This is a genomic window from Echinicola strongylocentroti (genome assembly GCF_003260975.1).
Classification (GTDB): Bacteria; Bacteroidota; Bacteroidia; order Cytophagales; family Cyclobacteriaceae; genus Echinicola; species Echinicola strongylocentroti.
Window position 1 is genome coordinate 241,632 of record NZ_CP030041.1, and the last position, 13,428, is coordinate 255,059.

At 43.3% G+C, this 13,428-nt stretch carries 11 protein-coding genes; 2 read left to right on the plus strand and 9 right to left on the minus strand.

What is annotated here, in order from left to right; genetic code table 11:
• Positions 1–141 precede the first annotated feature (141 nt).
• The 9 genes from trmB to holA all read right to left on the minus strand — a co-directional run bounded on the left by trmB (position 142) and on the right by holA (position 10,911).
• Positions 142–807 (minus strand): tRNA (guanosine(46)-N7)-methyltransferase TrmB, encoded by a 666-nt coding sequence (gene trmB, locus DN752_RS00890; protein WP_112782223.1) that lies wholly within the window; start codon positions 805–807, stop codon positions 142–144.
• A 1-nt stretch (position 808) separates the two neighbouring features.
• Positions 809–2,101, minus strand: coding sequence for a bifunctional folylpolyglutamate synthase/dihydrofolate synthase (locus DN752_RS00895; RefSeq protein WP_112782224.1), 1,293 nt, complete (start codon positions 2,099–2,101; stop codon positions 809–811).
• A gap of 7 nt (positions 2,102–2,108) precedes the next feature.
• On the minus strand, positions 2,109–3,059 hold the full coding sequence (locus DN752_RS00900) for an energy transducer TonB (protein WP_112782225.1): 951 nt from the start codon (positions 3,057–3,059) through the stop codon (positions 2,109–2,111).
• Positions 3,060–3,172: 113 nt separating this feature from the next.
• Positions 3,173–3,565 (minus strand): ExbD/TolR family protein, encoded by a 393-nt coding sequence (locus DN752_RS00905; protein WP_112782226.1) that lies wholly within the window; start codon positions 3,563–3,565, stop codon positions 3,173–3,175.
• 57 nt (positions 3,566–3,622) lie between these two features.
• Positions 3,623–4,318, minus strand: coding sequence for a MotA/TolQ/ExbB proton channel family protein (locus DN752_RS00910; RefSeq protein WP_112782227.1), 696 nt, complete (start codon positions 4,316–4,318; stop codon positions 3,623–3,625).
• 1 nt (position 4,319) lies between these two features.
• On the minus strand, positions 4,320–5,066 hold the full coding sequence (locus DN752_RS00915; protein ID WP_112782228.1) for an SPOR domain-containing protein: 747 nt from the start codon (positions 5,064–5,066) through the stop codon (positions 4,320–4,322).
• A gap of 106 nt (positions 5,067–5,172) precedes the next feature.
• Positions 5,173–6,855, minus strand: coding sequence for a TonB-dependent receptor (locus DN752_RS00920; RefSeq protein WP_245949409.1), 1,683 nt, complete (start codon positions 6,853–6,855; stop codon positions 5,173–5,175).
• Positions 6,856–6,881: 26 nt separating this feature from the next.
• A complete protein-coding gene (locus DN752_RS00925) occupies positions 6,882–9,872 on the minus strand; it encodes a tetratricopeptide repeat protein (RefSeq protein ID WP_112786379.1) in 2,991 nt (996 codons plus the stop codon).
• A gap of 16 nt (positions 9,873–9,888) precedes the next feature.
• The gene (gene holA, locus DN752_RS00930) at positions 9,889–10,911 is read right to left on the minus strand and encodes a DNA polymerase III subunit delta (protein WP_112782230.1); all 1,023 of its coding nucleotides are present in this window, start codon (positions 10,909–10,911) and stop codon (positions 9,889–9,891) included.
• Positions 10,912–11,155: 244 nt separating this feature from the next.
• Here holA and DN752_RS00935 point away from each other — a divergent pair, with 244 nt between their 5' ends.
• The gene (locus tag DN752_RS00935) at positions 11,156–11,767 is read left to right on the plus strand and encodes a hypothetical protein (RefSeq protein ID WP_112782231.1); all 612 of its coding nucleotides are present in this window, start codon (positions 11,156–11,158) and stop codon (positions 11,765–11,767) included.
• 805 nt (positions 11,768–12,572) lie between these two features.
• Positions 12,573–13,295, plus strand: coding sequence for a tetratricopeptide repeat protein (locus DN752_RS00940; RefSeq protein WP_112786380.1), 723 nt, complete (start codon positions 12,573–12,575; stop codon positions 13,293–13,295).
• Positions 13,296–13,428 lie beyond the last annotated feature (133 nt).

A 13,428-nucleotide genomic window follows, 5' to 3' on the forward strand; every position in this document is an offset into this window, starting at 1 on the left:
GAGATTTTCGTGGTTTCTGTGAGGACCTATTTCATATCTCTGTGATTACTGGTATCATTGCGGATATACATATAAGGTCTTTGCAGGGATTCTAATTGTTTCAATGGATTTTTGGAAGTGTAAGAGGTCAATTTATTATCGTTAAGATGATATAAACCTAAACTTCAAATATTTTATTTTCTCTCCTTTGGCGCTGAACATGGCTTCGTAGCGGGTTTTGATGCCATGGTGATCGTCCCGGAATTCCGATGCGTAAAAATCATGCGTAAAGACCAAGTCACAGATATCATCCCGGCTTTGGAGCAATTCGACAGTATATTCAAACAAAGCGGTATTATCCGTCTTAAAATGAATCCAGCCATCCTTCTGGAGCATTGGTTTGTACATTTCCAAAAATCTAGGAGATGTCAACCGCTTTTTCTCATCACCGTCGCGAGGGCGGGGATCAGGAAAAGTGATCCACAGTTCACTGATTTCTTTTTCTGCAAAAAAACGGTCCAGCAGTTCAATTTGCGTGCGCAAAAAAGCCACATTCTCTAGCCCCTCTTGGATGGCTATCGTGCTGCCTTTCCAGATTCTGGCACCTTTTATGTCCACCCCGATGAAGTTCTGCTCAGGATACTCCCTCGCCAGTCCTACGGTAAACTCCCCTCTGCCACAGGCCAATTCAACCACTATCGGCTGTTCATTCTTAAATTGATCTGTTCTCCAATTTCCCTTTATGTGTTCAAAAATTTCCTTACCTTCCTGAACAACATTGCGGTTTTCTTCGTTGGCCTTAAATCTCGCCAGCTTATTTCTGCCCATTTTATAAGTTTTCGATTTCAGCGACCACAAAGGTACTGCCTCCGATAAAAATAAGGTCGTTTTTTGATGCTTTTTTTCGGGTCTCGGTCAAGGCTTCATTGACATTCCGGATGACTTCACCTTCGATGCCCTGTGCAGCGGCTTTTTCCTTAAGCTGATCAGCAGGTAGTGCCCTTGGAATATTCGCCTCACAAAAAATGTATTTTGCCTCCTTTGGCAAAAGGCTGAGCACCTTGCTCAGGTCCTTATCGTTGACCATCCCAAGGATAATATAGAGTTGATCATAGGCCATGGCTTGGAGCTGCTCCATCAGCAGACCAATACCGTCTTCGTTATGGCCAGTATCACAATAGACCAATGGCCTCTCATCTAATTTTTGGAACCTCCCCTTCAACCCGGAAATCTCCGCTGCATGTGCCAATCCAGACTGTATGGTTTCCGGTCTGATCACCAGCCCTTTTTCCTTTAATACTTCCAACACCATAAGGACTCCAGGGAGATTCTTTTCTTGATACTTCCCGAAAAGGTCTAATGAGTATATTGATTCGATATTGTTTTTAAAAACCTGATAATCACAGTTTTTATATTCCTTATTTAAACCAATTTGATGCACTTTGAAAAATTGATCTGCAAAGAAAACAGGTGATGACTTTTCCATTGCCTTGGCCTTAAAAACCTCAAGAGTCTCTGGCTGGTTTTGGCTGATCACTACTGGAACTTTTTCCTTTATAATGCCCGCTTTTTCTCCTGCTATTTCACCCAAGGTATTTCCCAAAAACTGGGTATGGTCCAGTCCAATATTGGTGATCAGACATACTTCAGGAATTATCACATTGGTACTGTCCAATCTTCCTCCCATCCCCACTTCTACCACAGCAAAATCTACCTCCCCCGCTGCAAAATGCGCAAAAGCAAGTCCTACCGTCATTTCAAAGAAACTGGGCTTTAGGCTATCGAGAAAATCCCGGTGTTGGGCTACAAAATCAACCACTTTCTCTTGTGGTATCTCTTGGCCATTTATCTTTATTCTTTCGGTAAAGGACTTTAAGTGCGGGGAAGTGTACAGCCCTACCTTATAGCCAGCTTCTTGGAGCACGGCAGCGATCATATGGGAAGAACTGCCCTTGCCATTAGTCCCCGCAACATGGATCGATTTGAATTTTCTTTGAGGTTGCCCGAGGTGCTCGCAGAGCTGAAGGGTATTGCTAAGGTCTTTCTTAAATGCCGCTGCGCCAATGCGCTGGAACATCGGCAATGCATTGAACAAGTAGTCCAACGTCTCTTGGTACGTCATCTTATGATTAGTCTACTTTGATGATGAAGGTGATTTTTCCTTCGGAATAGTCGGCCGCAGGATTTCCGCCTTTTCGCTTAAAAGTAAGCCCATTGACTACTCCACGGTAATAGGAAAGCACTTCATTGGTCACATTATAAGTTTGTGGAATGGCCCTGACCACCTTACCATTATCATCCACGGTGATCTTAAAAACGATTTTGCCATTTCTATTGGAAATCCTGTCCTGGATATTGGGTTTGCTAGCAAAATCCCATCCGGCGAGATCCAAGTTATACCCTGCGCCATTTCCGGCATTGCCTTGTCCAGACTGCATCAATGACCTCCCATCAATGGTACCTTCAGGATTACCTTGGTCGCCTTTCTGCGTAGATGTTCCCTCATTACTGCCCGCTGAAGATTGACTACTCGTCCCCGTATTGCCCCCAGCACCAAAAATAGCCCGTTGGTCAATTTTGGGCTTTTCTTCCACCTTCTCTTCTACTTTCTTTTCCTCCTTTTCAGCAGGTTTGGTCACCGGATTGGCTTCCTCTTTGGGCTGCTCAGGCTCTTTTACGGCTTCCTTACTTTTCTCACTGCCTTCCAGTGGACTGGCCACATTCGATTGTGTCTCAAAACTGCTTTTGGATTCTGTGGGTTGTGGTTGCGCCTCAGGTTGGGCTACAGGTTGTACTTCCTGCTGGACAGGATCCGGAGACTCCACGGGGGTACCAGGAGCAGGTGATTCGTTATTGATCTGTTCACTTTCGGAGGGAGGGGTTTCTGTTTGTTCACTACCGCTTCCCACATCTGTAAAACCGAGGTTTAGCTCTAGGCCAAACTGTGCCATCGGCGGCACAGGAGGTCTCCATACCACAATAAAATAGATCCCCACCAATACCAACACATTTACAATGATGGTAATGATGGTTGCTTTCTTTCTACTATCCAGCTCCGTACTATGTGCGGTTCCTTCCACTCTTAACTCCTGCTTTATGTTTTTTCCTTGTTATTACTTCCTTCTACCATTTCACTACCTGATAATCAACCTGGTCTTTTCACCTTTCGTATTGATTTTTGGCTTTATAATTACTACTTAAATGGCTTTGTGGCGATGGACACATTGGCTTCGAGCTTGGCGGCAATACCGCCAATTTCTACCAAGTATTCCACCGGTACTTCCTTGTCGATATGGAGCACCACCTGTCCATCCTTACCTTTTAGTAACGTTGTCAGCTCTTTTTTGATTCCCTCCCGCTCCACGATCTTATCATTCACGGAATATTTCAGGTCTTTGGTCACTGTTACTGTCACTTCTTGCATCACGATGTCAGCGGTTTCGCTGCTGGGCAAGTTTACCGGTAATCCAGAAGGCGTGATGAAGGAAGAGGTCAGCATAAAAAAAATCAACAACAGGAATATAATATCTGTCATCGATGACATGCTGAATGCCGCTTCTACTTTATGTTTTGATTGTAGTGCCATATGCTTGTTTCTTGTAAAAAAGACCCACTGCTCACTGTTAAATGACCGCTGTAGTCCTTATTTTTTGTCCTGTAGCAGATCCATAAACTCCACAGTGGTATACTCCATATTGTGGATCAGCTTGGATACGCGGGCCACGAGGTAATTATATCCCAAGTAAGCGATAATCCCCACCACAAGTCCAGAAGCCGTAGTAATCATTGCTTCATAAATCCCTGTGGACAGCAATTTTGGTGAAACCATTCCTTCTTCTTGGGCCACACCAATAAACGCCCGGATCATCCCTGCCACAGTACCCAAAAACCCAATCATGGGCGCTGCACCAGAAACGGTCGCCAATAGGCTCAGGTTTTTTTCCAGTTTGTAGATTTCTATTTTACCTACATTTTCGATCGCCACTTCAATGTTTTTTAATGGGCTACCGATTCTTTCCAGCCCTTTTGAGATCATATTTGCCACAGGGGTATCCTCCTCTTGACATATCATTTTGGCACCGCCAATATCCCCTGTCTGCACCATCATTTTCACTTGGTCCATCATGCCCTTTGGCGTTTGGGCTGCTTTTTTCAAGGTAATGATGCGTTCCACGAAAATATAAATCGCCAAAATGAACAGCGCATAAAGCGGGATCATCATGTATCCACCCTTGATCAATAGATCAAAAAGCCCAATGCTTTGGGTGGTATTTTCAATGGCAGTAAGCGAATCGGCAACCGCTTGGTTATCAGTTGATAAAGTCTGTAGTAAGATCATATTAAAATTTAAAAACCCATAAAGTTTCTTCGAAATTCTCCTGTTCTTGATCGATCATCACCAATGCATCATCTACATTATCAAAATCTGCAATGGCCAATTTATAGAACGACGATCCATGACCAGGTAGTACAATGTAGGTGCTATATCCTTTTTTTATTAAACGATCAGAAAAGTCCTTGGCCAAGTCACCATCAATAAAGGCACCTACTGTCACCAAATATCTTGGCGCACTACCTTTCTCACTAATTTCAGTAAGCGATGGTGCGGCAGGTTCTTCAGCCACTGGCGGCGCAGGAGCTTCTTCTACCACTGGAGCTGGTTCCTCTTCTGCTGGCTCCACGGTGACTTTTTCAGGAATTTCGGGACTAACAGGAGTGCGTAACACAAAGTGATAAACGCCAAATCCAATTAACCCCAATAACAATAGCACAAGAATAATCCATCCGGCTTTGTTGTTCTTTTCCTCCTTTTCATCATCATCAGGAGGAACAGGAGCAGCCGGTGCCGCCTCAGGAATCGGAGCTGTAGCCACTTTCGTAGAGGCCTCTTTTTCTTCCTTTTCCTGTTTTCTAGAAGTGGCTTTAGGGGTTTTCTTTTCTCCACCGGTAGGCACAGGCACTACGGCAGGCGTTGGATCAGACTTGTCTTCCTCACTGGAAATGGGTGTGATTTCGATTTCTGGTAAGCCAAAATCCTTATCCTCGTCTTTTCTTTTCGATTTTTTTCCCTGATCCTTGTCTGTCATTCTTCTGCTTTCTTGGTGGTTTAAATTGCTAAACTAAGATAAAACCCTCAATTACTCAATATGGCACTAATGAATAATTACGCAAAATCATTACATCTCACCAAAACTAAAATTTAAAGGTCACCCCACCAATCCCCTGAATTCCACGGGATTGATAATTCCAAAAACGCTCATTTTTTTGGTTCAACAAATTATTTCCCTGCGCAAACACTGAAAACCTTTCAGTAATCTTATAATCAATTTTTGCATTAAGATCTATAATCGGGCTCAGCGTATCTTCAGCGCCGGTTTCTAGGTTCTTTGCATATATTCCTCCCATCATGTCCAAGCCCGCCTGTATCAACCATTTTTCATCAGGAGTGAACGTATTGTGAACGTTTATTTCCCACTCCGGACGTTGCCAAGGGCTTTCGGCTGCAGCAGGATCTTGGCTATCATCCAAGGTGTAGTGGTAGTAATTGGCTGCTGCTGTAAGTTGGTATTTATCACTTACACTATACCCCAGTGAACCAGTGTAGCTGAGAACAGTGGCGTCATTGTACAATAACTCAAACCGAGTACTATCGGATGCGCCATTTGCGTAGAAATACATGTTGTCATAATCTCCATACGCCACGCCTAGCTTATAAGTAAAGGCATCATTAACACTACCCTTGATGCCTCCTTCTGCCCTAAACTTCTGGACAGTGTTTAAAAGCTGGTCACTAGGACCAAGATAAGGATTTTCCATCGCAAAACCGTAATAAGTATTTCGCTGAACGTCACCGACATACTCTCCATACACTGCAAAAGCTTCATGCACGTAATAGGACGCATCAATTTTTGGGAAAATATGAAAATCACTGCTTTTGTCCGTATACATATCATTTTCACTGACGAAATTCAACCCTGCATTCACCTCAAACATCGTGGTCTTATACCTCACATACGGTGATAGTTTGGCATAATTCCTATTCATATCCGTATAGGTAATATCTGACGGAGAAGTCAAAAATGCGGAAATATCTAATCCAGCACTTAATCCTTCATTAAAATTATAGTAGCCCATACCCGCAAAACTGGCTTCGTGCTCCCGAGCGGAATAATCATCATTAAAGAGGCGCAGTCCTATTTTGGCTTCATAATTAAAGGGATCGTCCTTTTCAATATTCCGAATACCTCCCTGCCCATATATCGTACTGAACAATTGCTGGATGCTGTCCGCCAGCACTTCAGTTCCCGGCGTATAGCCATAAAAATGGTATCGGTCACGGTCATATCCTACCTCACCAAAAATCTCCACAAACTCAGTAAAGTAGCTGGCATTCAGCCGAATATTCGTATGGTCTTCAGCGGAATTCTTCTGATCCACAGGGCCTTCATAAAATCCCTGATGCCGAAGCATCACGCCATAGTTCAGATAGTCACTTTCCAGGTTATTGATATGTAGCTCCGCCAGAGGGGATTGATAGTTCCCATATCCCAGCCTTACCAAACTATGGTACAGCTCAGTGCTGCCAGAAGAAAACTGCTTCTCAAAAGGCTTGACATCCGATTGACTTGGTGGCAGGGTAAAAAAGAAATCCCTCGCATCATACGTAAAGCTGCTGTTGGTCTGCGGCTGTGGCAAAGCTGGCACGCTCTCAAAGTTTCTTGACCTAGTAGGCAAGCTCAGCACCCTGTCTTTTCGGATGACAAACTCTGCATCTGTTACTTGGCCACGCTCATTTCCCTTTTGGTCCTGTGCATGTACATTCATGACCGGAACAAGCAGGGATAAACATATGACTTTTACTATTTTATTCATCATTTCTTTATTCAGTACATCAACAAAGTTTATTGAATATTTTCCAGCTCTGCTTGGGCTTCTGTCAGGACTTGCTCATTTTCTGAGTTCTCTATGACAGATTCTAATGTTGCTTTGGCCTGAAAATTTTCATTGAGCGATTTATAGTTTTTGGCCAACAGCACGAAGCTCCTTCCATACCAATAATCATACACCGCATATTTTTCCGAAAAGCTAAAGATGGTTTCATTGGACTGTGTGAAATTCCCCGCCTGCCTGAACGAGTCGGCAAGGACAAACAGCGCTTCTGCACCTTGGATACTGCCGCTTTCATTGACCAAAGCCATCAGTTCATCCTGTGCATCGGCCGTTTTCCCGGTTTGGAGCAAAGACTTTGCCTTGATGAGCTGGGCATTGGCCTTGGCATCGGCGGTTACATCCCCGAGTTCGATTACCTTATCGGCATAAAAATCTGCCGAATCGTAATTGGCCGTTTCATAATAGGCCATCATCAAGCCCTTATTGGCTTCATATTGCTCTACCCTATCCCTAGCGACTTGAGTACTGGTGATGAAGTACGGAATGGCTTTCTCATAGTTTTTATTCTCAAATTCAATTTCCGCAATCCGCTGTATGGCCTTGGCCCGCTGACTGGAGGCTCCCATCTCTTCCAAGCGATAAAATGTCTGGAGCGCTTGCTCTTTTTGCTGCATCCTCAAATAAGCATCCCCAATGAAATAAGTCGCCTCATGCTTCTGCGCCGCATTGGGATAATTGCTCAGGTAGGATTGGAAGGCCTCGATGGACTGCTGGTATGACTGCCCAAAAAACAGGTTTTTGGCAGCTTCATATTCTACGCTTTGCACACTCTGGTTGCCAGGGTTGGATTGCTTATAATCTGATAGATAATTCGAAAACTCTCCCGATCGCCCTTGCAGTGTTAGCGCCTCTTGGAGGCCTACCAACGCAGCATTGGCATTTTCTGCATTTGGATAGCGGTCCAATATGGTTTTATAGTCATTGATCGTCTGGTCATATTTTTTGAGTGAATAACTCGCTATGGCCCTTCCTTCCAGCGCAAATGGCACAAATGGACTGTTAGGACTTTGGTCGATCAGCTCACTATACCCCTTGCTGGCAGCTGCGTAGCTGGATTCTTCCATATTGATCTGCGCTTTTTGGAAGATGATATCGTCTCTAAAACGACTATTTGGATAGCGGCTGATGGCCCTGTCCAGTTCAGCCACCGCTTCCCTATTTCTGTTTTGGAAGTTCAGTACCACACCTGCCATATAATGAGCATAATCAGCAGAAGGATTACGGTCATTGATAGCAGAACGGAATGTTGCTAATGCCTGATCAAATTTCTTTTGGATATAATAGCAGTCCCCCAAACGGATCAAGGCATCATCGTAATAGCTTTGGACATTGGATACCTTCTTTATTTTGTTGGTATAGGACTTGAATTGGCCTTCTGCTTTGGCGTAATCCTTGGTATTAAAATACGCATAGCCCAAGCCATAATGGCTCTTGATCAATGCAGGATCCAGTGAGGTAAGACGCATGTTCATGATCTGTTCATAGGCAGAAATTGCGCCTTTTAAGTCCTCTTTAGCCGCGTATGACTCCCCTTTTCGGTAAAACGCCTCATGTACGATCTCCTTATCCACTGGATAGGTAATGGATTTATCAAAGTAAGTAATCGCTTGGTTATACTGTTTGTTACGGTAGTAGGTCAATCCCTGATAATAGGTTACTTTTTGGTAAGCGGCCCTGATGGCAGGTGATTTATTGCTCATGCCTTCGATATGCTGGATGGCACGAAGGTAATTATTGGTATTGATCAGTGCGTCGCTTAGCAATGTCTCCACTTCTCCCACATTCTGTCCATTGGGATGGTTGGCCAGGTAACTGTCCATCGCATTGATAGCTTCTTGAAATCCTCCCCGTTCAAGGCTCAGTTTGGCGTAATTGAACAAGGCCTCCTCTTGGATAGCTGGGTCAAAATCACTCTTATAAGCTGCACTGAAGCTGGTCACTGCGTACTGGGGATTGTTTAGCTGTAAGTAAGCATGGCCAAGATAGTAACTGGACACCTGACCCAGCTTATCTTTTTCCAAGGCTACTTGCTTGAAGTAATCGGTAGCCTTTTCATATTGGCGCACCTTAAACTGGGCCACACCAGCCTTGTACATTTGTTCGCGCGTCATATCGGCCTTTCCGGCTTTGGTGGCCGCATCATAGTAAGTGGCGGCATTGGTAAAATCACGCTTCTCAAAATATGCCTCAGCCAGTAGAAGGTATATGCCTTCTTTTTGGTCTAGATTACCTCTGGACTGGGTAATTGGCGTGGCATAGGCGATCAAGTCATCATACTGCTCTTGGCGATAGTAAAGTTCCGAAAGCATGTAGGGAATCTTGGATTGGTATTCAGGATAACGGTCTGCTTGTTTGAAATCAGCAATGGCCTGATCGTTCTTGTTTTGTTGCAATGCCACATAACCACTGTAATAAAACCCGTCACCAGTATATGTGGTCTCCATCTTCTTTACTGGGTCAAAATAACGTCCGGCATTAACATAGTCCTTTAGTTGAAAATAAGCATACCCTGTCTTAAAGTACACTTTTGACCGCTGTTCAAGCGAAACTACATCGACATTCACCAAATTATATGCTTCTATCGATTTCTTATAGTGGCGCTTATCAAAATAATAATCTCCCATCAAAAATGCAGCTTCATTGGATTTGGGATCGTTTGGATAATCCTTGATAATCTTGTTGACCAAGCTTGGTCCATCTGGATTGTCCAATCGTAGCGCTGATACAGCATGGTAAAAGTCCACATCTATTCGCTGTGAAGGGCTCAGTTCGGCTGCTTGTAGTTTTTCGAATTCTAGTTTGGAAGCACTGTATTGATGCTTGTCAAAAAGCTCATAGGCATCATTGATCTGCTTTTCCAGCCCAGTCTGGTAAATGCTCGACTGGCCTTTTGCCTCACAAAAAATACTTGCGGCTATAAACAGTATAAGTAGTTTTCTCATGGTAAAGTTTTGCACCTTAGTGCATCAATTTAAATACGAGTTCTTTAAGGATTTCTGATTCGTTCATTCCGTTGGCATCGATACCCTTCGAACGAAGATCTGCTTCCTTCAAGTATCCGATGTTATCAATAACCTTGCCTAAAGGATAGTTTTTGGAAGCAATCATATATTCTTTCATAAAATAGGGATTGACCTTTAACTTTCCTGCCAGCTCCCGTTCCCCTTGGCTCTTATTGGCATGCACCAATACCAATCTCGAAAAATGCAGATAAAGCAAGGCAATGATCGGTATAAGCGGATTGGATTTTGGGTTTTGGCTAAAATAGTGAATGATCTTATTGGCTTTCAAGACATCTCTAAAACTCAGTGCCTTCGTCAATTCAAAATTGTTATAGTCTTTATTGATCCCAATAAACTGCTGAATGTGGTTGCTGTCGATCTGCACCGGCTCGCTAAAGTTGATAAGCATCTTGTCGATCTCATTGGTCAGCACCTCCAGGTTGTTTCCGATGGACTCTGCCACGATCTGACAGGCTTTTGGCTCGATGGTAAAGCTTTTGCTCTTCAGATAGGTATCTATCCAAGGGCTGAGCTTGTATTCCGGGACTTTTGCGGATTTTACCAATACGGCTTTCTTGTCCAGCTCCTTGGCCAATGCTTTTCGACCGTCCAGCAACTTGTACTTATGCGCAAACACCAAAATGGTACTCGGCAAGGGATTGGAAAGGTAATTGATCAGTAAATTATCACCAGCTTCTTTGCCCAGGTCGGGAAGGTTTTGGGCTTCCTTCACGATGACCACTTGTCGCTCTGCCATCATTGGAAACCGCCGCGCATTGGTCAGCACGGTGTTCATCGTGGCATCCTTACCATACATCATGATCTGGTTAAACCCCTTTTCATGCTCCGGAATGGCGTTTTTCTCAATATAATCAGTAATCTGATCAATGAAATAAGGCTCTTCTCCCTGCAAAAAATAAACAGGAGCATATTTCCCGCTTTTCAACTCCTTGATTACTGCTTCAGGTTGGTTTGGCATATCTCTGTATTTCTACTCAAATATAGAAATTATTGACATCTTAGGAATAATGAAAAGTGATATTCCTTCGATAAAAAGATATGCCATCCCAAAAGTGTAAGACTTATTTAAGGACCATTATAAATAGGCGGTATCCCAACCCGAATTGCCCACCCTCAAATCAGTCAATCCAATCGTACAACCATCTGTATTGATTTTTCGTAAACAAGTTTATCTTTTTTTGAAAATTCTTAAGTCCTTTTTTATGAAAGCAATCATGTCATCCTTTCAAATCACAAAGCGGTTTTTTTCTGTACTAATTTTATTAAGTATCACTGGCTGCTCTTGGTATGTTAACACCCAAATGATCGTCGAACATGATGAAGTAAAGTCAAGTACTCGGGTAAAGAGGGATTTTATATATAAAGATGCCTTGGAAAAAGCATCTCCTCTTTACTATGCCAGGCAAACGATCCTCAAGGAAACCAAAGCACATGAACCTTCCAATTATACCGTTTTTGAAGTTTTAAACCTCCATTCAAATGCCTATTCGGTAGATAAACAAGCCTATCTATTGATCGACTCAGCTGTCTACCCAATCATGATCGAGGCAATGGAATCGGAAAACACTTCCAGTATTGAAGAGGACACAGACGATATTCTGGCAGCAGATTCCACTGAAGTCAGCATTGTAACGGGATATACCCAGCTCAATAGCAGGAAATTCAAACTCACTTATTCCCTTGCCCCATCGATTATCGAACACCTCAAAGAAGCAAGAGACGTTAAATTCAGGTATTATTCCGGCCCTGATATGATCACACTGAAAATGAGCAATGGAGATGTTCGGAAACTAAAAAAGCTCATCACTACTTAAACCCGGAATCAATGCCGTTTAGTTAAGGGTATATCCTCCTTTTCATATACCTAAAAGTCCTTTTATTGATTGACTTTGGCTGGGAAACCTGAACATCTTGGTGGATTTTATCCTTTTCCTTTTTTCCCCCGAAAGCCTTCGGGGCAGGCTATTGATGAAAAAAGAAAGAAAAAAATCTAGGCCGGTGGTATTCCTTTTAAAATGGAACATGGATTTACCCTGCGACCGAGGTCCGTAATAAGGAAGCGATACCTTTTTTGGCTCAGGGGGGCTTATAGTTCTCGCTCAACTTGGTTACTTAAGAAAATATACCACTACATGGAATAATGATGATAATTTATCCATAAGAAACTTATTAATCGGATCTGCCTTGCAGGTATTGGGCGTTAAGAAATTAAAAAGCGGGTGGGCAAAAAGGCAGGCTTGTCTATCTCGCTGCTAGACAGGCCTGCCTGGCTTTAGACAGGAGGAGTTTGCCTGCATAGGGAAGGTTTTAATTTTAGGCCAATAGATGCACAGCGGCGGGGTTTTGGGGTTACTTTTTTGACCTGAAGCAAAAAAGTAACAAAGGTAAAGGGATGAAAACTATCTTGGAATTTAGCAAGAAAAATAATTAAACCAATATTTCCAGATACACACTAACTAAACGACATTGATATTCCGGGTTAAATCACCCCACTTTTCAACAAGCTCACCTAACCTTCCAACTTTTCTACATTAACACCTCCCCTGCTAAACTTATTCAAACAATGGGCTGTTATAAATATTGTTGCTAATTTTGGCCAAAATCAAAAGCATAAAAAGCGTGAGTGATATCAATCAAGGCATTTCGCTGTACAAAGAAGGTAAATTTGAAGAAGCACTGGAGATTTTTAACCAGTTACTGACCAATAGTCCACAGCAACCATTGCTTTTGCTGCATCGGGGACGGATCCTCTCCCGAATGGGCAAATTGGATGCGGCATTGGAAGATTTTGACCTGCTGGTACAAGCTGACAATTATAATGCTGATTTTATCAGTGACCGCGCCGTAGTACTGCACCTGCTAAAACGCAACGAGGAAGCACTTGCTGAACTGGACCGTGCCTTGAACCTAGACCCCAACAATCCCTACCGTTATTCCAGTAGGGCATTTTTGAAAGACCGTATCGGTGACTTGAAAGGAGCCATTGCTGATTACGATAAAGCCATCGAAATGGATCCAGAAGATGCCGTTTCCTATAACAATAGAGGGATCGTAGAAGAAAAACTTGGCTACAAGGAGCGATCAAAAAAGAGCTTCGATAAGGCGGATAACTTGGTGGGCTATCAGCCCAAAGAACAGAAAAGCACCAATCCCCCTAAAGATCCTCCGACACCCAAGCCGGCCGCAGAAACACCCGAACAACTCAAGAACCAACCTGCAAAAGCTTCTAGTGAGCTATCTTTTACCAATTATTGGAAAACGGTGGGTAGAGTGCTCAGTGACAAAAATACACGGGCAGAGTTCTTCACCTTTATCCAATCCAAACTGGGTAAGAAAAAATAAAAGGACATTGACGTCTGAGTAAAGATTTTGCTTCCGAAAGACATTCGCCAACATCCACTCCTAAATCCCCTAAAGGGGACTTTCTGGTCAGCCCTGCAGAATACGGACATAGCCTTCAGGCGAATGCATGTGA